Genomic DNA, 20,351 nt, shown 5'->3' with positions numbered 1-20,351 from the left:
AACCACCTCATTCAACGGTAACGGATTTGGCTAAATTCCGCGGTTTGTCGGGGTCGTTGCCCCTCAGAACGGCCAGATGATAGGCTAAGATCTGTAACGGGACAACGTAAACTATCGGCGTGAGGAGTTCGTCCATTTCGGGCATCTCGATGAAAACGTCCGAGACCTTCCTTAGCTCTCCCCTGTCGCCGAGGCCTATTATGAAGGCCCCCCTGGCCTTGGACTCCTCTATGTTGCTCACCATCTTGTCAAAAACCTTTCCGCCCGGTGCTATCGCGACGACCGGGACACCGTTCTCGAGCAGAGCGAGCGGCCCGTGCTTGAGCTCGCCGGCGCTCAGGCCCTCCGCGTGGATGTAGCTTATTTCCTTGAGCTTGAGGGCCCCCTCGAGGGCCGTGGGGACGCTTACGCCCCTACCGATGTAGAAGAAGTCCCTCCTCTCCCTGAGGGCCTCCGCTAACTCCCTGAGCGATTCGTCGTGGGTGAGAACTTTCTCCACCAGTTCGGGAACGGCCTTAAGTCCATCCTCCAGTTTTCTGAGCTCTTCCCCGTCAGCCGTTCCGAGAACCCTCGCGAGCTCGACCGCCAGCATCGTGAGGACGGTCAGCTGGGTGGTGTACGTTTTCGTGGCCGCCACCCCTATCTCCGGCCCCGCGTGGGTGTAGAGCGTTAGGTCGGCTATCCTCGTCGCCATGCTCCCGACGACGTTGACTATCGCGAGGACCTTCGCCCCCTTCCCCTTCGCCAGCTTCATTGCCGCCAGCGTGTCCGCGGTCTCGCCGCTCTGGGTTATCGCTATGACGAGGGTCTCCTCGTCCACGAGCTCCTCGAACTCGTAACGGAACTCGCTCGCCTCTTCAACGACCGGGACCTTCTTCGCCAGGCGCTGGAAGAGGTACTTGGCGACGAGGGCGGCGTGGTAGGAGGTGCCCATAGCCACGATGAATATCCTATCGTACTTCGCTATCTCCTCCGCAACGGAGCGGATTACCTCCGCGTTCCCGTGGATGGCGTCCCTTACGGCCTTGGGCTGTTCGTATATCTCCTTGAGCATGAAGTGCGGATAGCCGGCCTTCTCGGCCATCTCGAGGCTCCACTCCACCTCGTGGACCGATTTTTCAACGACCTCGCCGGTGTCGAGGTTCTTGACGACCCAGGAATCGCGCGTTACGACGGCGTACTCCCTGTCGTCGAGGAACACAACCCTGTTGGTGTACTCGAGGAAGGCAGGAACGTCGCTCGCCGCGAAGTTCTCCCCGTCCCCTATTCCGAGGACCAGCGGGCTCTCGTTTCTCACGAAGTAGAGCCTGTCCGGCTCGTCGGCGTAGATTATCCCGAGGGCGAAGGACCCCCTGAGCCTGAGAAGGGCCCTCCTCATGGCCCCCTCAAAATCCCCCGTGGATTTGAGCTCGTCCTCGATCAGGTGGGCTATAACCTCGGTGTCGGTGTCGCTCTCGAAGCGGTGGCCCTTTTCGAGGAGTTCCTCCCTCAGTTCGGCGAAGTTCTCGATTATGCCGTTGTGGACGAGGGCTATCTTCCCCGTGCAGTCCCTCTGGGGGTGGGCGTTGACGTCGTTGGGAACGCCGTGGGTGGCCCAGCGGGTGTGGCCGATGCCCCTTTTCCCGGGCATCTCGAGGAAGCCCAGCTTCTCCTTCAGCTCGTCTATCCTGCCGGCCCCCTTCCTTATGTAGAGCTTCCCGTTATCTTCGGTGACTATCCCGGCCGAGTCGTAGCCCCGGTATTCGAGCCGTTTGAGGCCCTTAACGATGACGTCGCAGGCTTTCCTGTCACCTATGTAACCGATTATGCCGCACATTACCTTTCACCCCTCTCTTACTCTTTCCCGGATAAACCTCGGAAGTTAAAAGCGTTTCTCAAGGGCGCCTTGGAGTGGTCTGCCCCCGGTTCTCTCCAGGCGGGTGGAAAAACCTTTATACCCAATCCCTTACTCAGTCAGGGTGTGCGGATGAAGAGGCTCGACGACTTTCTCACCACGGCGGCATCGAGGGGGGAAGAGCCCGGGGACGATGCGCCCCGCAGAAAGAGGAAGCGCCTAAAATCAACCAGCCTGGAGTCGTTTTTGCCCGAGGAGCACGTGGATTACTTCAAAAAGCTACGAATAGGGTCGAAGAGGATAAGGCACGCGAGGATAGACGAGCTATAACCCCTCTGCTATCACCGCGGTCTCCCCTATCTGGAAGACGAAGGCCCGCCTGTCTCCCCTAAGGTTCACCTCTATCCTTCTCCTGATCTTCCAGTACTCCCCATCGGGCACGCTTATCCTGAGCGTCGCCCTGCCGAAGCCCTCCCTCCTGAGGAAGTCGTTTATCCTGACCGGGTGGAAGGGAACGACGCCGACGACCGCGTAGGTCCTCTTGAGGTATGGGCTCCGAAGTTTTTCGTCCCCCGTCGCCAGAACACGCCTCTTCTGACGGATGAGCATCTTTGCGTCCGCTTTCAAGGTGTGGAACAGCTCGTTTATCAGGTCTGCGTAGTCGACGCTCTGGGGGATCTCGTAGAGGTACTGGCCCGGTTTTTCGGTCCACTCCACGACGTTCTCAAGGTCCGGGTCGCTCTCAAGCCTCGCCTCCGCCGGAAGGATGACGGCGCTCCTCTCGGCCTCGGCAAGGGGCTCTGTGTAGAAGGTCAGCCTGTTGAGGGCCCCGAAGAGGTCGATGTACTCGAACTCCCCCCTCCACGGAACCCGCTCGCGCCTCATCTGCGGCGGCAGGTCGAAGATGAAGGCGTCCGTTTTGGGGCGGTAGGCGTTGTAAACGGCGAGGGGACTCGGGAGCAGGTCCTCAAGCCGCCTCTCGGGCATCTCCGGTGGTCTCGCCGGGTCGGAGAAGATCACCTCCGCGTCGATTTTGCCCACGGTCTCCGGAGAGAGCGAATCGGCGTTTATGAACTCGATGTTGTGGACGCCGTAAAGGTTTGCGTTCCTCCGAGCGAACTCTATCTTCAGCGGGTCGATATCGATTCCGTAGGCCCTCTCCACCTTCATCGCGTAGAATATAAGCTGGATCCCGACACCGCAGGAGACGTCGGCGACGCTCTTAACCCCAAACTCCTTCATGCGTTCGGCCCTATACCTCGCGACGATCTCGTGGGTGGCGTAGCGGAGCCCCTCGAGGTCCATCCAGAGATCGTTCCTTGAGAACTTGTTCTTGGCCTTTATCCTCGCCCGCGCTACCTCCGCTATGAGTTTCCAGTCGGCGCCGAGCCTGGCTCGGAGTTTCTTCTCGTCAAGGCCCCGCTTTATCATCTCCTCCGCTTCCCTGACCTTCTCCCCGGTGATTCCCTCGAGCATGTTCCGGCGTAGGGAAAGAGACTTAAAAACGTTGCCGGCTATATTCTCCCGGTGGTAAAATGGACTGGAGGAAGATCCTCTTCATCGCGGTTCTAACGGTTACGCTCATCGGCTCCTTCTGGTACCTCTACGACTTCGCCTCCCGCCCGGACCTCAGGGACTACATAGGCGACGAGGTGTGGTACGTCCCGGCGAGCAGGAACGTCCTCCACAGGCTCGGCGTCAACCTCCACTACGTGAACGAAACGACGAACGCAGAGGGGATAAACGTCATCTTTTCAAATACGAGCCTCAGGATAATGTACGGGTACGAGGTGGAAAAGATAGCCCTGCGTTACAACGCGACCTACGAGTTCGAGTACCTCAAGTTCCCGGGCCTCTACTTCGAGATCCCCTTGAAGAACGTGGAGGGTTTTCTGGATTCCCTCTCCTCCGAGATACCCCCGGATGCGTATTACACGGTTCCGGGCTACAGGTATCCCGACAAGGAGAACATACAGAACTACCTGAACACGGAGCATCCGTTCCTCGGAAAGGACCTCATAACCCTCGGCATGCTCATCGAGGACAAACCTATAAACTGGCGCCTGCCCGGAATAATCGCCTTCGTCCTGATAGGCATCCTCGTCGTCCTCGCGACGTACGAGATAAGCGGTAGTTACCTCGCTTCCCTCATAGCGCTCGCCTTCACCGTCGCCGACCCGACCCTCCAGGCCACCGCCGTTGCGGCCATGCTCGACATCCACGTGGCGCTCTTCGTGGCCCTCTTCACGGCCCTGCTAATCTACGAAAGGAGAAGGTCCTCGGCGTTCGCCATCGGCCTCGCCGCCGCGGCCAAACTGAGCGGTGCTTTTGGCTATCCGGTGCTCTTGGTCAAAGCTTTCAGGGAGGAAAGAAAGCTCGTGAACTTTCTGATGACGATAGCCGTTCTCCCGGCGCTGGGTTTTCTGCTCCCCAACCTGACCATAATAAAGGTGCTAGGCTTCGAGGGGTGGGTGAGGGAGATACTCGGGAGCTTCCGCTGGCACCTCTCCAGCAAAGGTGGACATCCCGCGGCCTCCCCCGTGTGGGACTGGTTCATAAACAGGAAGGCCTTCCCCTTCCACTACGACCCCAACGTCTTCGCCCAGACCGACCCGTTCCTCCTGCTGAGCATGGTAATCTTCATCTTCGCCCTCCCCTGGCTCTACCGCAGGAGGGGGAAGCTACTGGTTCCCTACGGGGTTTTCTGGAGTATCGTGGGGTTCTTCACACTTCAGTACGTCCTCGGCGGGACGACGCAGTTCAGCTTCTACGCGACGGTTCTCGTTCCCCCGGCGGCCATCGTCATGGGCGTCGCGCTGAAGGAGCTCCTCCGCTGGGAGGCCTTCATAGAATCCCTGTGGGTCTACTGGGAGTTTTTACTCGGAGCCAAAGACTGGCTGTTGCGGAGGTTAAAGATAAGCAGGTAAATGAACCCGCGTAGGGAACTACCTCAAAAATACGTCCAGGCTCGTCTGTCCCTTTTCCTTTGAATTCTCCGGGTTTTTTGACCCGGCCTCTTTCCTCAGCTTTTCCTCTATCTTTCTCAGCGTCTTCCAGCTTCGCCGGACTACGGGCGGGAACTCGCCGTGTTGTCTGTAGTAGTTCTCGAGGAACTCCCTCGTCCTTGGGTCGCTCGGGTAGCCGCTCCCGATCTCGCCGTACTTCTCCTTGAGCTTTTCTATCGCCCTGTCACGGGTCACCTTCGCCAGTATCGAGGCAGAGGACACCGGTAAAAACTTATCGTCCGCCCTGTGCTCTGAGACAATCTTCGCCTCGAAGTTCAACCTTTCCTTTATCTCCTCGCCAAAGCGGCCCTCCTTCACGTCCGCCGCGTCTATGTAAACGACGTCGGGCTTCACCTTAAGCGAGTTGAGGGCCTCCACGAACCTCTCCACCTCGAGCTCGTTAAGCGTCCCGCCGCGGGAGTCTATCTCCTCCGGCCATAATTCAAGAATTACATAATCATCCAAAAGTTTAATTATGTCGTTAAATAATCTCTCCCTCCTCTTTGGGGTCAGCTTTTTCGAGTCCCTGACGCCGAGATCTCTGAGCTTCGGAACGTTCTTCTCATCGAGGACGACGGCCGCGATGACCATCGGGCCGATTACGGGGCCCCTTCCAGCCTCGTCTATTCCTGCGAGCTTCAAACTCTCACCCCCTGAAGAGGAGGGCGCCGTAGATGACTCCCAGAATTATCGTCGCCAGGCCGCTCGGCGGTATATCAGTGAAGTAGGCGAGGACAACCGAGGAGAGCTGCACGGCGAGGGTCAGCAGAAGGCTAACCCCAAGGACCTTCCTGACGTCCGAGCTTACCATCAGGGCTATAGCGCCCGGGAGAACCGCCACCACCTGAAGGGTGATTAGCCCGACGGTCTGGACTATCAGGGCGCCGGCAGTGCCAACGAGAACGTAGAGGACCGTCAGGTAGGCCCTCGCGTTACCCCCGTAGCTCTCAACTCCCTCGGGGTCGAAGCTCAGGTAGAGGAAGTCCCTGTAAAGGGAGAGCATGACGAAGAAGAGCAGCGCACCGCCGAGAACGAGCACCATGAGGTCGTTGAGGGTTATAAGGAATATCTCACCGGTCAGGTAGGATACGATGCTCTGGCTCAGGGGGAAGTACGGCCTCCCCGCCATGACCCTGTACAGGACGCCGAAACCGAGAACCGTCAACCCGGCCACGAAGCTCGCGACGATTCCCACGGCCGAGTCGGGGGAGAACCCCATCCTCTCGAGCTGGGCTATGGTGAGGACCACCGCCACGGTGACGATGAGCGCGGTGAGCATCACAAGAGAGAAGTTTTCGAGGAGGAGTCCGAGTATCATCCCGAGGACCGCCCCGAAGAGGAGGGCGTGGAAGAGTGCGTGTGTTAAGAAAGCCAGTCCCTTCGTGTTTATAAGCGGGCTCAGCATCCCGAGGAGGACGCTGACCATAACGCTCGCGAGCACGGCCCGGATGAGGTACTCCGGGATCATGGGGCTCCGCCTCCGTGCCTGTGGAGGTGGGCGTCACCGGTTATGCAGAACAGTTTATTCTCAACCGGAACGACCCTCGCGAGGGGGCCGTAGATGGATTTTATCGTCGAGTCCTTCAGGACTTCCTCGGGTTTTCCGAAGGCTATGAGCCTCTTGCTGAGGAGCATAACCCTGTCCCCGATTTCGAGGAGGGGGTTTACGTCGTGGGTGGTTATCACCATGGTTATGCCCTTCCTCCGCTTTATCCTCTCCAGAACGCCCGCCACTTCCACCCTTGCACTCGGGTCCAGTGCCGAAAGGGGCTCATCGAGGAGGAGCAGCCGGGGGTTGCTCACCAGGGCCCTCGCCAGGAGAACCCTCTGCCTCTGTCCCCCCGACAGTTCGCGGAAGAGCCTGTCTCCGAAATCCAGCAAACCAACGAAGTCGAGGGCCTTAGCCGCCTTCTCGATGAGCTCGGGCGGAATTTTAAAGTGCACGAAACCCCTCCTGTAAAGGCCCCCCATCGCGACCACCTCCAGGGCCGTCAGGGGGACCCTATCGTTGAGGGAGTGGCTCTGGGGGACGTAGCCTATGAGTTCCCTCGCGTTGCACGGCGGCCTGCCGAATACCTTTAGCTCCCCGGAGTACTCCCTGTGAAAGCAGGCTATCGTTTTGAGGAGCGTCGTCTTCCCCGCCCCGTTGGGCCCGAGGAGAAGTAACGTTTCCCCTTCCTCGAGTTCGAAGGTGACCCCCTCCACCGCGGGCTTCCCGTTGTAGGTTATCGTGAGGTTCTCGGCTTTTACGGCGGGCATAACGTGAACATCCCCGGGCTTCTGGTTAAAATGAGGAACTTTTAAAGGTTTATGTGCCGGGATCCGTTGCCTCGAGCATTCCAGGATCAGGATCCACATTACCCTCTCCCTCGAGTTCTGTGCAAAAATTTTAAAAGCACAACTTTGTACTTCCATTAGAAAATTTTTGCAAGGCTCAGGTTTATAAAGGCTCGATCCTACCCACGGGAGGTGATGCTCATGGCTTACCACAGGCATGGAAACGGGAGAAACGGGAATAAAAAGAACAGGCAGGTTCAGGGTGACGAGGTCATCCGCGTTCGCCTGCCGAAGGAAGGACAGCTCTTCGGGGTGATAGAGCAGGCCCTCGGTTCGGGGTGGATGGACGTCCGCTGCGAGGACGGAAAGGTAAGAAGATGCAGGATCCCCGGCAAACTCAAGAGGAGGATGTGGATGCGCGTTGGCGACGTCGTCATAGTCCAGCCCTGGCCGGTTCAAAGCGACGAGAGGGGCGACATAGTGTACCGTTACACCAAAACACAGGTGGACTGGCTCCTAAGGAGGGGCAAGATAAGCCACGACTTCCTTACCGGCGGCGAGACCCTCTTCTGACGACAAGAGTGATGGAGATGCGCGAGGAGCTCATCGAGCGGGAGATCGAGGAAGTGCTCGGCCTCAGGGAGAGGCGCGAGAAGGACAGCGAGCTCTACAAGATAGCCAACGAGGTCTTCGACAGGACAACGAAGGAGAGCCTCGCCCACCTCCACAAACGAGGTAAAATCGGCGAGCTCCGCGGCGTAATCAGCACGGGCAAGGAGGCCAACGTCTTCGCCGGGGTCGATGGGGAGGGCAGGAGAATCGCGGTGAAGGTGTACAGGACCTACACCACCGAGTTCCGCAGGATATGGGAGTACCTGGCCGCCGATCCCCGAATAGGTTACCTCCCGAAGGACATGAGGAAGCTCGTCTTCGTCTGGACGCGGCGCGAATTTAAGAACCTCCAGCGGGCCATGAAGTACGCCGTTAGGGTTCCGGAACCGATGGCCTTTCGCAACAACGTCCTGGTTATGGAGTTCATAGGCGACGAAACGCCCGCCCCGAGGCTCAAGGATGTTGAAAGGGAACTCGAACTCGGGGACTTCGAGGAGCTCTACGACTTCACGATGGGCGTCATCGAGAGGCTCTGGCGGAGGGGGGACATGGTGCACGGCGACCTGAGCGAGTACAACCTGTTGCTCCACGACGGGCCCGTGGTCATAGACTGGTCTCAGGCAACGGTGAGGAGGAACCGCATGAGTCTGGAGCTCCTGAGGCGCGACCTGAGGAACGTTATAGCGTACTTCGGTAAAAAGGGCGTCAGTGTTGACAATCCAGATGAGAAGTTCCGTGAGCTCGTTGGTTAGGGGTGAGAGCATGAACGAGTTTGAGAGACTCCTCAAGAAGTACGAGCGCGTTGATAAGGACGGGGAACCCACCCGGAAAACCCCCGGGGATGAGATAGATTACGCGGCCATAGGCGAGCAGGAGGAGTTCGTGAGGATTCCGAAGGAGAGGGTGGCCGTTGTTATAGGAAAGAAAGGAGAGACCAAGAAGGAGATAGAGAAGAGAACGAAGACCCGGGTGGAGATAGACAGCGAGACGGGGGAGGTCTTCATAACGGCCACGGAGGAGACCGACGACCCGCTCGCGGTCTGGAAGGCGAGGGACGTCATCACCGCCATAGGGAGGGGCTTCTCGCCGGAGAGGGCCTTCAGGCTCTTCAACGAGGGCGAGACCCTTGAGGTGGTCAACCTCACCGATATAATCGTTGGAAACGACAAGAACGCCCTCCCCCGTGTCAGGGGAAGGATAATAGGCAGGAAGGGACGGACGCGCGAGATAATCGAGGAGATGAGCGGTGCGGACGTCAGCGTTTACGGTAAGACCGTCGCGATAATCGGCAACCCGATTCAGGTCGAGGTTGCCAAGACGGCAATAGAGAAGCTCGCCAGGGGCTCCCCCCACGGCGTTGTCTACAAGTACCTCGAGAGGCGCAAGAAGGACCTCGAGCTGGAGAGCATGAACTACTACGGGGCCCTTGGCGGTGAAGGAGAAAATGACCGGGAGGAGTGAAGATGGCCGAGGCAAGTCAGCTGTTTAAGGAGTTCAAGATTCAGAGCGTTAGCGAGTTCTTCAGGCGAAACGCCGCGATGCTCGGCTACACCGGCAAGGTTCGCTCCCTAACGACTGTTGTCCACGAGGCGGTAACCAATTCCCTCGACGCCTGCGAAGAGGCCGGCATACTGCCCTACATCCGCGTCGAGCTTGAGGGGCTTGGAAGGGAGCACTACCGCGTTATAGTCGAGGACAACGGGCCGGGCATCCCGGAGAAGTACATAACCCACGTCTTCGGGAAGATGCTGGCCGGAACGAAGGCCCACAGGAACATACAGAGCCGCGGTCAGCAGGGTATAGGTATAAGCGGCGCGGTTATGTTCGCCCAGATAACGAGCGGAAAGGCGACCCGCGTCATAACCTCGACCGGGGATGAAATCATAGAGGCCTGGGTCAAGATCGATGTTGACAAAAACGAGGGTAAAATCGTCAGGAAGGAGAAGCACCCCAACCCGAGGGGCTGGCGCGGGACGAGGATCGAGCTCGAGGTGAAGAACGTCCGGTACATCCGCTCCAAGCAGGGCGTTTACTGGTACCTGAAGCTTACGGCAATAGCCAACCCCCACGCCCACATCGAGCTGATAGAGCCGGACGGGAAGCTCATAGTCTTTCCGAGGTCGAGCGAGGAGGTCCCGAAGCCACCGGTCGAGATGAAACCGCATCCGCGCGGCGTTCTCACAGACGACGTTTACAGGATGGCCAGGAAGACCCGGAGGAACACTGTGAGGCGCTTCCTCGTTGGCGAGTTCTCGCGCATAAGCGACAGGAAGGTTGATGAGCTTATCGAGTACGTGGCGGCGCTGAGACTCATAAAGACCGAGAAGGACAAGAACGTCCAGGAGCAGCTCTACGAGAGGCTCATGAAGGGGGAGGTTAAGGAGGTTCTCCGCTCCTTCAGGGGCTACACGAAGGTCGTCAAAGCCGTTGCGAAACTCATGGAGAAGCCGCCCGAGAAACTCACCTGGCACGAGGCGGAGGAGATAGTGGAGGCCTTTAAATACATGAAGTTCCTGGCCCCGCCAACCCACGGTCTAAGGCCCATCGGCGAGGAGAACATCGAGAAGGGCCTGAGTGGAATCCTCAAGCCGGAGTTCGTGACGGCAGTGACAAGACCGCCGAAGGTCTACTCGGGCGGGATACCCTTCCAGGTCGAGGTCGGCCTCGCCTACGGCGGCGATATTCCGGGCGGTTTCGAGCTCCTGAGGTACGCGAACCGCGTTCCGCTCCTCTTCGATGCGGGTTCCTGTGTGACCACGCTGGCCGCGAGGTCGATAGACTGGAAGCGCTACAAGGTGGACGACCTCGACCGTGCACCGCTGGTGCTCATGATAAACGTCATCAGCGTTCACGTGCCCTACACCGGCACCGGAAAACAGAGCATAGCCAGCGTCGAGGAGATCCAGAACGAGATAAGGCTGGCCATAATGGACGCGGCGAGGAGGCTGCAGAGCTACCTCAGCGGCAAGCACAGAAAGCTCCACCAGGCCAAGAGGAGGAAGACCTTCGAGAAGTACGTCCCGGAGATAGCCAAGGCTTTGAGCATCCTAACCGGCGAGGATGAGGAAACCGTTAAAGGTTACTTCTTGAGATACATAGAGGGCCATTTCAAGGCGAGGGAAGCTAAGATGGTGGGGGTGAGCGAGAATGCCTAAATCCAGGGCAGTAAAGCGGGAAAAGCCGAGGGAGAAGTTCTCGTACGATCCAACCAGGGTACTCACCAAACTCGAGGAACACGGGAGGAGGATCCTCGAGGATATAAAGAGCGGCAAGAACCCCTACTTTGACATCCCAATGCGAGGGCTCAACAACGTCTACTTCGATGAGCGTAATCGCGTCATCAGGATGGGCGACAAGCTCTCGAGGCGCTACTTCCTCAACGTGGCCCACACGAGGAAGTTCATGCAGACCCTCCTTCTGATGGCCTACGTTAAGAGGCTGGTGAGCGAGAACAAGCACGCGAGCCTCCGTGAAGCCTACTACGCCAACAAGCACACCATCCCCGGAACGAAGGAGAACACCTTCGAGGACCAGAGGGAGAGCGATCCGATAATAGAGGACCTCGAGAGGATGCTCGGGGTTCTGCGAGAGGAGATGCACCTCACCGCGGACAGGCGCGGCTACATCTACGGGGATATAGTGATCCGGGACGGCGAGGACGAGTTCAACACCAGCAGGCTCGGTATGGGTGGCTGGGCGGTTCCGGGAACGGTCGAGCACCTCCAGTTCGTTGAGGTCAACGTTGACTACGCGCTGGTCGTCGAGACCGCCGCCATGGCCGACAGGCTGATAGAGGAGAAGTTCCCGAAGAAGGAGAACGCCCTCATCATAGCCACCCAGGGACAGGCATCGCGCGGCGTCAGGAGGCTCATACACAGGCTCCGCTACGAGGAAGGGTTGCCAATAATCGTCTTCACCGATGGGGATCCGTACGGTTGGTACATCTACTCCACCATAAAGCAGGGCTCCATAAACCTCGCCTACCTCAGCGACAAGCTGGCGACTCCGGAGTCGAAGTTCGTGGGGATGACGATGGACGACATAAAACACTACGGCCTCGAGAACGTCACCGAAAAGCTCAAGGGAATCCCACCGAACAAGAAGGGTGGACCGACCGGCGACTACAAGCGCATCCTTGAGGAGATGGAGTACCCGTGGTTCCAGAACAAGGAGTGGCAGAGACAGTTCAAGATGGCCCTCAAGATGGGGGTCAGGATAGAGCAGCAGGCCCTTGCCAACAAGAGCCTCGAGTTCGTGGCGAAGGAGTACCTGCCCGAAAAGATAAACAACGGTGATCTCCTGCCATGACGACGACGGAGGAACTCGTCGCGCAGGTCAACAAGGTACTGGACGACATTGGGATAGACATGGACGGGTTATTTGAGACCTTCGACGTTTCCTCCATTTCTTATCGCCTTGGAGAAAACCTATCCCTCCTTCAAGGGCTTGAGGAGGAACTTTCAAGGCGGGTCGGGGAGGTCACACCTTCCACAGGTGGTATGGGCAAGCGCGATCGCGACCCCCACCTCCAGTGGATCTACAAGAAGAAACGCAACAGGGTTCTGGCCCTTGAGAGGCTCCGCGCGGCCATCACTGCCCACAAGATGGCCCTCGCTTTGATAGAGGCCAACTACACCTTTTTCATCGGGAGGAGGCCGATAAGTCCCAAGGAACTCACGAGGGAGAACGTGGGGGATGTTGAAGCGGTTCCGAGGAACGTCCGGCTGGGCAGGGTGGAGATTCTGCCTCATCTGGCCTACTCGGGCGATGTCCTGAGGCTCCTGGCCAGGGAGAGCGTGGACGTCAGGGAGTCGTTCAAGTTCATAAAGGGCAAGCTCCGCGAGAAGGGGACGGTTAGGACACGGGGTCTGCGCATCGAGGTTGAATACTGGGAGAACAACAGGCTGAAGAAGGCTCGCATCGATCTTCCGGCGGACGCGGACATAGAGGTCGAGCTGAGGAAACGCTACGGCAGGAGACTCCGCTGGCGCGTCCTCAGCTTCGTCAAGACGCGTGGCGTTCTCATAAACAACCACTACACCGTTAACAACCTTGCCCTGGCTTATTCCGTTCTCGACCCCAAAAACGGTGTGGAGAAGCTCGCCCTCGACCTCTTCCGCTACTACTTCCTGACCTCGGAGAGCGAGAGGGAAAGCCTCGGCCTCTACCCCAACATAAGGCTCTGCATAGACTGCCACTACTCGATATTTGACCTGCCCTTCAGGGATGAGCCCAACTTCAGGACGGGCCACGGGAGCATGCTCATCATAAGGAAGTGCGAGATGGAGAACGCCCTTATTGGCAGGAGGAAGGACATAACCAACGTCCCCAATTACCTCCTGGGTGCAGTTCTCCTCTACGGAATGAGCGAGTACAGCGAGGAGAAGGTGGCCCGGCTACTCGGCGTTCCCGAGGACGAGCTCGAGGAGGCCATACGGAAGTTCGTGATCTCCGGCCTGCACAAAACCCTCTTCGCGGATACGAAGAAGTTCGAGAAGTTCATGCCGAAGAGCGACAGGGCGAAGCAATTCCTGGCCCTCCTTCAGGGGTGAGGTTATGCGGGTGGAGGTCAAGGCCAGGAACAACGCGGAACTTCTGCGGAAGCTCAAGGGCGCGCTGAACGAGGAGGTTACCGAGGTCTACGTGAACCGCCGCCCCACGAAGGAGATACTCGTGACGATCCTCGAGCGCGCGCCCAACGTCAGGAAGATCTCCTGTCCGCCGAGCCTCTACCCGAAGGTCTCGAGGAAGGTCATCAACGCACTCGCCCAGATGGGCATAGAGCTCGTCCCCGAGGGATACCCCAGAGGGAGACCGAGGAAGTACGACGAGAGAACCGTTCAGGAGATTCAGGCCCTCCTCCTCAAGGGCTTTTCCGCCAAGGAGATAAGCGCCAGGACCGGTATCCCCCTGAGGACTGTCTATTACATCCTGGAGCAGGCCGGTGTTATGCGATGGAGAGGCTGAGAACCCTTTACGTCATCCTCTTCGCCTCCTTTCTTCTCGTCTCCACCCTTCTCGGAAACACGGCCATCCACGGGGGCACCACGGTCTTTAACTTCGAGTGGGTCTTTTTCTTCGCGAACCTGTTCCTGTTCGCGGCCGCGGGTTACGTGCTGAGGGCCCTCATTGAGGGCAACATCGAGAGGGGGATTCGGAGAACCAAGAGGGGGAACGTTCTGGCCGGCGCGATAACGCTGCTGGCGATTTTCGTTGCCATCAGGTTGATTTTTGAAAAAAAGCCGGAACACTTGGTGAACACCGGTAAAGTGGGGGAAACACTTTCCGGAATCTGGTACAACGTCACCTCCGGCGACTTTGTGGTCACGCTGAAGGAGCTTCCCGGGGTGTTCTACCTGCTGCCCTTCGCCGTTTTCATTCTGTTAATTCTCACGGCCAAGAGACGGAAACGTCAAGTCACGACGTTTGAAGTCAAGTTCGAGCCGGAGATGACGTACGACTCCATAGAGGGTACCCCCGCGGAGAGGGTGATAAAGATGTACAAGAACGTCGTTGCGGGCCTCGTCCGTAAGGGTTACCCCTACCAGAAGAGCTGGACGCACTGGGAGCATGAGGAAAGGCTGAGGGAAATCTTTCAGGACTTGGAAGACCTCGATGTTCTCACGAGGATCTTCGAGAGGGCCAAATACGCGGGCAGGCTGGACGAGGCCGACGTGTCGGCGGCAAGGAGGAGCTACGAGAGGCTGATGGAAATCCTGAGATGAGCGGGGAAAGATTTAATAAATCTCGCCCCATATTCCAATTGGTGATTGTAATGAGCCATCCTATGCCAATGAAGAACGCGATGTATCTGATAAAAAGATTTCTGGACACGGAGTACGGGGACTTTGGTTTCGTGATCGAAGAGCTTAGGCTCTTTCCCAGCGGCAGGTACCTGGCGGTCATGGTTCGGCTGGACGACGACTCAAGGTTCATACACGTTTTTGAAACGGCGGGGGAAGTCGTCAAAGGCTGGGGTGAAGGGATCGCGGTGTCCTGCGCGGACGAGGTCGTGATCCTGCCCGGGAGTGAAAAGCTCGCGGTTTTTACAAAGTGTGGAACCGGGGAGGTCAAACTCTACCCGATCCAGTCCGAGGACCCGGAATCCGAGGCCCTCTCGGTGGCTTTTACCAAGCTACCGCTCTACGTGACTCTAACTTCAATGGACAGACTCCTGGTGTTCTGTGATTACAAGGTCGATTACATCGCCCCCGCGGACGTTGAGGTCGTTAAGATACCGACGCCGCCCAGGGGCTTTGCCTACATCCACTCGGTAAGGGACACGGGGGACTCCATCTACATGCTCTACACCTTCAGGGAAAATCAAAGACCCAGGCTGAAACTGGGCAGGATCCCCTTCCCGATGTTCCCCTACTACTCCGCCAGGGAGTTCTGGGACAGCATTGAAGTACTATCAAAATCCAACGTTGTTTCAGGTGGCGGGAGACCCGTGGGGGACATCTGGCTGGAAGGCGACTCGTTCATAGCCGCCCTCGGGGTCAAGGGAGGAAAGGAGATTTACGTCATGACCCCCACGGGAGAAAACCCGGTATCGCTCCCCGGGGAGCTGGTGTTCCTGTCCTTCACGTCCCGGGGGCTCTTTTTGATAACGGGCGTTTACCGTGAAAACGTGAGGGCTGGTTTTGTGCCCTTTGAGGTTGTCAAGTCGTCTAAAAAGATAAAGCCGGGCGATTTCGAGGGGGGTGCGGTTCTTGGGAGGTACGTTCCGGGGGTCCTTGACCCGAAGTTCGCCGGGATCTCCCTGGATGGAAGGGTCCTCTACTTCGGCAGAAGCGGAGGCAAAAGCTCGGGCGGGGGTTTTTACTACTTCCTTCGCGGGGACGTTGATTACCTGTACACGTTCGAGGAAGCCAAAACAGGAGGGCAGGGGGGCGAACTGGAGGGAGGCGAAGGTGGTGAAAAAGCGGAAGGAGCGTTTCTGGAGCCCCTGCTGAGGAATTTCAAACAGGTTATCATTTACGGGCCGCCCGGCACGGGCAAAACATACATGGCACTTAAAACAGCCAGAAACGGGGAGTTTGTCACGTTCCACCAGTCCTACAGCTACGAGGACTTCGTGGAGGGCTTCAGACCCTTTGAAAAGGAAGGGAACGTTGTGTACCGTGTATCTGACGGTGTGTTCAAGCGACTAACGGTGAGGGCGATCTACGATTCCCTGCCTGATGAACTCAGGAAGGGTGGGGGCAAGGTTGGGTACAGTGATATGAAGGCAACGGTTCAGAGGTTCCTGAAGGAACGAAAGAGCGGGAAGAGAACAGGCATAAAGCCCAGAAGGGATTTCTACTTGGTGATCGACGAGATAAACAGGGGCAACGTGAGCAGAATATTTGGAGAGCTGATAACCCTTCTCGACCCGGATAAAAGGCTGGACGCTCCAAACGAGGTTATAGTAACCCTGCCGTACTCCGGGGAGCTCTTCGCACTGCCTCCCAACCTATACATAGTTGCGACAATGAACTCGGCGGACAGAAGCATAGCGATGCTCGACATAGCACTCAGGAGGAGGTTCGCGTTCGTGGAACTGACCCCCGACCCGGGGAGGTTGAGGGACGTGAGCGTGGACGGGGTGGACCTCGAGCATCTTCTCATGAGGCTGAACTCCATCATCGAGCAGGAAAAGGGTAAGGACTACACCGTGGGACACGGGTACTTCCTCGATGTAGCCTCCGCCGATGACCCGAGGAGGGCGCTGTACATGGTGTTCTATCACAAGGTGTTACCCCTCTTCCAGGAGTACTTCTACGGAAACTGGGAACACCTAAGGTCCCTCTATCCCGGATTCGAGTTCATAGACGAGAGGGGCAGGATAATCCAGATGGACATCGACGAGTTCATGGATGCCCTCCGCAGACTGGTGGGGTCGGAATGAAGGTTGTGACCCTTCACGAGTTCCAGAGGAGATACCTCCGGAGCCTTCAGGCTGAGGGCCTGAAATTGCACCCCTCCGAGCTCCACAGGTTCTTCGAGTCCATCAACAGGGTTTACGGCCGTGAACATGAGGTCCTGAGTTTAAAATACGACGTTAGCCGGGGGGAGTACTACATCAAGACCCACGGGAGCGTGGGCTTCGCCTACCATCTGGGGGATGAGCCCTTCATGATACAGATCCTCCCGAAACCCTACAGGTACGACCCTGACCAGAGGCGGTCCATGAAGTTCTTCCTCAGCCTCCTCAACATGAGCGGTAACCTCGGTATGAGCCCGCGTGACATAGAACTCGCCATCTCCGCCTACGGGGACGAGGGCGAGCTCATCCACGAGCTGTTCTTCTACCTCTACGTCTTCCAGCTGAAGAGGAGGGTGTTCCACGGGATGTATCAGGAGTACAGTGAGCTTGAGGAGAGCTCGAAGACCATCCGGGGGAGGGTGCTTCTCTCACGTTTGATCAGGACCGCACCCGTGGGAGTGGACGTTCCGGTCAGACACTCCGCTCTTGGGGTAGACAATCCGTTGAACAGGGTGTTAAAAGCGGCTCTTGAAGTTGTTGCGGAGAACTCCGAGTGGCGGGGTATTGGAAGGGCGGCCGGCTCATTGATTGAGTACTTCAGGGGGGTGGGGACGCTTGACCAAAAAGATCCTGAAAGGGTGTCCTTCAACTCCCTGAACGAACGGTTCAAACCGGTTTACACCCTCGCGACGATAATCCTAACCGGCTTCAGCAGAAAGACCGGAACGAACTCGGGACAACAGGGCGTTTTCATAGACATGGCCCACCTGTTTGAGGACCTTGCGTATCACACGATTAAGCGAGCCCTGAACGGGAAGGGAGTGGTCTACAGGAACTACACCCTCCCGCACATCGTTAAGGATCACGGGAGGGTGGAGGCGAAACTGGGCGCCGTTTTTACTCTTGGCTCCCCGCTTCCGGATATACTGGTTGTGACGGACTCCGGGAAGTGCGCGATCGAGGTTAAGTACCGTGGTTTAATCGTAAAGATGGGGGGAAACTGGTGGAGGAAGCTCGTTCGCAGCAGCGAGGACCTCTACCAGATATACTCGTATTCTCGCCTCGCCGGAGGGAGTGCCGCAATCGTCTATCCCCGGCTGAAGGGAGCGTACAATCACTGGATTCCGGACATGTTCGAACCCAGCGGGGAGCTTCTTAGCTTCTTCGACGGAACGCCCTTCGCTCTCTTTGGCTACGAGCTCTCCAGGGTGGGCACGGACGTGTTCATAACCCGGAACGGCGTCGTTTTGAGGGATTCGATTGCCAGAAACCTGAGGGAGACCCTTCTGGCGCTGTGTGAAAAGAGGGAAGCGGGTAATTCACGTCACGGCGCAGGTTTAAAAAGCCTCGAGCAGATGTCCCAGCAGAGAGACTAAAGGTGATGGTCATGTCGGTTGAGACACAGGAGGAGAAACCCGAGATAATGGAGCCCCTTCACCGCGTCGGGATAACCAACCTGCGAACCGTGGCGAGGATAAACTGGAAGGGAAGAGTTTACACCTTCCTCCCGCTGTTCGAGGTGACCATAGACGTCCCGGCCGAGAAGAAGGGCATCCACATGAGCCGGCTCGTCGAGAGCATAACCGAGGCGATGAGCGAGGCCGTCGAGGAGGAGGTCATGGGGGCCCACCGCTCCCTCGAGGAGCTTGGGAGGGCCGTAATTCGCAGGCTGGAGGGGAAGCACCCCCACAGGCACGCGGAGGTCTGGATAAGGACGCACCTCATCGTCCCGAGGGAGACCCCGGCGAGCGGAAAGGTCAGCTACGAACCCTACGACGTCGAGGTCGGCGTGATAAAGAACGGGGACGGCTCCTTCGAGAAAGTGCTCCACGTCAAGGTAACTGGCAACACCGTCTGCCCCCACGCGATGGCCAACAACGACGGGAAGACCCACATACAGCGCGCCGTCGGCGAGCTCGAGGTCAGGACGGCCTTCGACGAGGAGATAGCACTCGAGGATATGATAGACGTCGTTGAGGGTTCCTTCAGCCACCCGACCTACACCCTGCTCAAGACGGTCGACGAGAACGCCGTCGTTCAGGGGATGTTCGCCAACCCGAAGTTCGTGGAGGACGTCGCCCGCGAGATACTTGCCAAGGCGAAGGAGCGCTTCAACGGGAGGATCCACGTTAGGGTAATCAGCAACGAGAGCATACACAAGCACGACGTCATAGCCGAGACGTGGAGTTAGCCGGGATTCTGTATTTCCCCTTTGTGCCTCCTCCCTGTACCTTGAATTTTTGTGAGGGCCCAGTAACCTTTTAATTGTGCTTTGATGCACCCGTGTATAACACGGTTATTCACGTTAATAACTTTGACATAAATCTCCGCGATGTGGGATATACTGCAACGTTTTAAGTGGCTATTCCAGATTTTTTTTTGGAATTTATAATTAAACTCCGAAGCAAGGTTTAAATACTATCAGAGCGTAATTCAAATTGCCCGGCGGAGCGTATCAACGTCCCCCGGGCAGGAGGGTTGGCAGAATGAAGAAACTGGTGGCTCTGTTGTTCGGTCTGCTGGTGGTTGTAGCAGGGTTCGCGTCGTCCAAGCATCCAAAACGGTGGTGCCCATGAGGAGAGGGATCCTCTCAGTGTTGGTGCTTTCGTTTTTGGTACTTAGCGTTGCCCAGTATGCTTTTGCCATTCCCTACTGGGCTAAAAACGCTACAATCACTTACAGGGCTGATTATTACGCTCCATACGTTGAGTACCGCGTTTCGCTGGGCCACAGACCAGAATGGACAAAGACAGGTTACTTCACTTACAATTACTCTGGAATGCTTTACTATGGTGAGGTTTACGGGCCGGTGGTGGTGAGGTTCAACCTCACGGGTGATGGGGAGTTCGTTAACGTTACTGTAGAGTTTCTCTTGAAGAACGTTAACATCACCACGGTTTTGCCGCCGGGTTACTCTCCCCTCGTATTCTGGAACGAGTCAGACGTTACCTCCAATGAAACGGCCAAGGATCATTTAGTTGGCTTCAATGATTGGAAGTGGTACGTATTTCACCTTAGGCAGCTTAGGATAACGGGGAAATACAGGATTCGGGTTAACGACAGCATGGTTGTCAAGGATGGTGTCGTTTACGGTCACACGATGCTCTGGGATGACCCAGAGAAACCACTCGTGAACGGTTCGCTCTTCTCAGTCTACCCATTTAAGTCCAGAATAGACGATGTTCAAATTGATAATGAGCAGGTTTTCAAGGGTAAGAACATCACCATCAAACCCCCGACCAAACTCGTAACTACAACCGAGATCTCTTACAATGGGACCCAGCGTTTGAAGGGCGTGAAAAAAGCCCGCTTCCTTGTGGGTGGGTATGGAATCATGATGTTCAGGTTTGATGCTTCGAACGGTCTCCTCATTTCGCCGCCTCTAACAGCCCCTGATTTTTGGGCGTTGGGGTTCCTTAGTGCGAGTTTTATAGATGAGTACCATGAGTATCAGGTTGTGGCTAAAGGGGATAAGTCCTACTTAACCGGCCTCGTTCTTGCCAACTTCACCACCGGAGTCAAGAGACAGGAAGAAACCGTTAACTACCCCAAACCACAAACGGGCCTCAAATGGGCCTTCTACTCCAGCATCCTGCTGTTGGCCGGAGTCATCGGATGGAAAACTGGAAAATCGACCAAGAAATGGAGGTGATGT

19 protein-coding genes are annotated in these 20,351 nt (G+C 57.1%); 14 read left to right on the top strand and 5 right to left on the bottom strand.

Translation table 11 applies throughout. The features are described 5' to 3' along the window. Positions 1-7 precede the first annotated feature (7 nt). Positions 8-1,816: a glutamine--fructose-6-phosphate transaminase (isomerizing) gene (gene glmS / locus A3L02_RS08510; protein ID WP_088863504.1), complete on the bottom strand. Its 1,809-nt coding sequence runs from the start codon at positions 1,814-1,816 to the stop codon at positions 8-10. 150 nt (positions 1,817-1,966) lie between these two features. Here glmS and A3L02_RS08505 point away from each other — a divergent pair, with 150 nt between their 5' ends. Beyond that, complete coding sequence (locus A3L02_RS08505) at positions 1,967-2,164, top strand: PCNA-inhibitor (protein WP_088863503.1); 198 nt, start codon at positions 1,967-1,969, stop codon at positions 2,162-2,164. Here A3L02_RS08505 and A3L02_RS08500 read toward each other — a convergent pair. Then, on the bottom strand, positions 2,159-3,310 hold the full coding sequence (locus A3L02_RS08500; protein ID WP_088863502.1) for a class I SAM-dependent methyltransferase: 1,152 nt from the start codon (positions 3,308-3,310) through the stop codon (positions 2,159-2,161). The genes A3L02_RS08505 and A3L02_RS08500 overlap by 6 nt on opposite strands. 59 nt (positions 3,311-3,369) lie before the next feature. On the opposite strand from A3L02_RS08500, the gene A3L02_RS08495 reads away from it, so the two are divergent. Further along, positions 3,370-4,761 (top strand): dolichyl-phosphate-mannose--protein mannosyltransferase, encoded by a 1,392-nt coding sequence (locus A3L02_RS08495; protein WP_088863501.1) that lies wholly within the window; start codon positions 3,370-3,372, stop codon positions 4,759-4,761. Between the two features lie 18 nt (positions 4,762-4,779). On the opposite strand, the gene rnhB is transcribed toward A3L02_RS08495, so the two are convergent. From rnhB to A3L02_RS08480, 3 genes are read right to left on the bottom strand one after another with little or no spacing between them, the layout of a single operon-like run. Further along, on the bottom strand, positions 4,780-5,481 hold the full coding sequence (rnhB, locus tag A3L02_RS08490) for a ribonuclease HII (protein WP_088863500.1): 702 nt from the start codon (positions 5,479-5,481) through the stop codon (positions 4,780-4,782). Positions 5,482-5,485: 4 nt separating this feature from the next. Continuing rightward, positions 5,486-6,307: a metal ABC transporter permease gene (locus A3L02_RS08485; protein ID WP_088863499.1), complete on the bottom strand. Its 822-nt coding sequence runs from the start codon at positions 6,305-6,307 to the stop codon at positions 5,486-5,488. Next, positions 6,304-7,098 (bottom strand): metal ABC transporter ATP-binding protein, encoded by a 795-nt coding sequence (locus A3L02_RS08480; protein ID WP_088863498.1) that lies wholly within the window; start codon positions 7,096-7,098, stop codon positions 6,304-6,306. The genes A3L02_RS08485 and A3L02_RS08480 overlap by 4 nt, the downstream gene beginning before the upstream one ends. A gap of 219 nt (positions 7,099-7,317) precedes the next feature. Between A3L02_RS08480 and eif1A the strand changes: the two genes are divergently transcribed. From eif1A to A3L02_RS08420, 12 genes are all read left to right on the top strand, one after another. After that, positions 7,318-7,689 carry a translation initiation factor eIF-1A gene (eif1A, locus tag A3L02_RS08475; RefSeq protein ID WP_088863497.1) on the top strand — a complete coding sequence of 124 codons (372 nt, stop codon included), beginning with the start codon at positions 7,318-7,320 and terminating at the stop codon, positions 7,687-7,689. A 17-nt stretch (positions 7,690-7,706) separates the two neighbouring features. Beyond that, positions 7,707-8,480 (top strand): serine protein kinase RIO, encoded by a 774-nt coding sequence (locus tag A3L02_RS08470; protein WP_088863496.1) that lies wholly within the window; start codon positions 7,707-7,709, stop codon positions 8,478-8,480. A 10-nt stretch (positions 8,481-8,490) separates the two neighbouring features. Beyond that, positions 8,491-9,189 (top strand): KH domain-containing protein, encoded by a 699-nt coding sequence (locus tag A3L02_RS08465; protein WP_088863495.1) that lies wholly within the window; start codon positions 8,491-8,493, stop codon positions 9,187-9,189. 2 nt (positions 9,190-9,191) lie between these two features. Further along, entirely contained in the window at positions 9,192-10,883 is a 1,692-nt protein-coding gene (gene top6B, locus A3L02_RS08460; RefSeq protein ID WP_088863494.1) for a DNA topoisomerase VI subunit B, read from the top strand. Then, positions 10,876-12,036 (top strand): DNA topoisomerase IV subunit A, encoded by a 1,161-nt coding sequence (locus tag A3L02_RS08455; protein ID WP_088863493.1) that lies wholly within the window; start codon positions 10,876-10,878, stop codon positions 12,034-12,036. The genes top6B and A3L02_RS08455 overlap by 8 nt, the downstream gene beginning before the upstream one ends. Next, positions 12,033-13,280: a DUF530 family protein gene (locus A3L02_RS08450; protein WP_088863492.1), complete on the top strand. Its 1,248-nt coding sequence runs from the start codon at positions 12,033-12,035 to the stop codon at positions 13,278-13,280. Before A3L02_RS08455 ends, A3L02_RS08450 begins: the two co-directional genes overlap by 4 nt. Before the next feature lie 4 nt (positions 13,281-13,284). Further along, on the top strand, positions 13,285-13,695 hold the full coding sequence (locus A3L02_RS08445; RefSeq protein WP_088863491.1) for a DUF1699 family protein: 411 nt from the start codon (positions 13,285-13,287) through the stop codon (positions 13,693-13,695). Beyond that, a complete protein-coding gene (locus A3L02_RS08440; protein ID WP_088863490.1) occupies positions 13,683-14,453 on the top strand; it encodes a DUF4129 domain-containing protein in 771 nt (256 codons plus the stop codon). The genes A3L02_RS08445 and A3L02_RS08440 overlap by 13 nt, the downstream gene beginning before the upstream one ends. Positions 14,454-14,503: 50 nt before the next feature. Beyond that, entirely contained in the window at positions 14,504-16,618 is a 2,115-nt protein-coding gene (locus tag A3L02_RS10480; protein WP_088863489.1) for an McrB family protein, read from the top strand. After that, the gene (locus tag A3L02_RS08430) at positions 16,615-18,072 is read left to right on the top strand and encodes a 5-methylcytosine restriction system specificity protein McrC (RefSeq protein ID WP_088863488.1); all 1,458 of its coding nucleotides are present in this window, start codon (positions 16,615-16,617) and stop codon (positions 18,070-18,072) included. The genes A3L02_RS10480 and A3L02_RS08430 overlap by 4 nt, the downstream gene beginning before the upstream one ends. An 11-nt stretch (positions 18,073-18,083) precedes the next feature. After that, the gene (locus tag A3L02_RS08425) at positions 18,084-18,887 is read left to right on the top strand and encodes a GTP cyclohydrolase IV (RefSeq protein WP_088863487.1); all 804 of its coding nucleotides are present in this window, start codon (positions 18,084-18,086) and stop codon (positions 18,885-18,887) included. Between the two features lie 381 nt (positions 18,888-19,268). After that, complete coding sequence (locus tag A3L02_RS08420) at positions 19,269-20,348, top strand: hypothetical protein (protein WP_088863486.1); 1,080 nt, start codon at positions 19,269-19,271, stop codon at positions 20,346-20,348. Positions 20,349-20,351 lie beyond the last annotated feature (3 nt).

Origin of the sequence: Thermococcus celer Vu 13 = JCM 8558, assembly GCF_002214365.1 — an archaeon.
Classification (GTDB): Archaea; Methanobacteriota_B; Thermococci; order Thermococcales; family Thermococcaceae; genus Thermococcus; species Thermococcus celer.
Note: the sequence above shows the minus strand (reverse complement) of the source record. Positions and strands in the feature narration are given on the sequence as shown.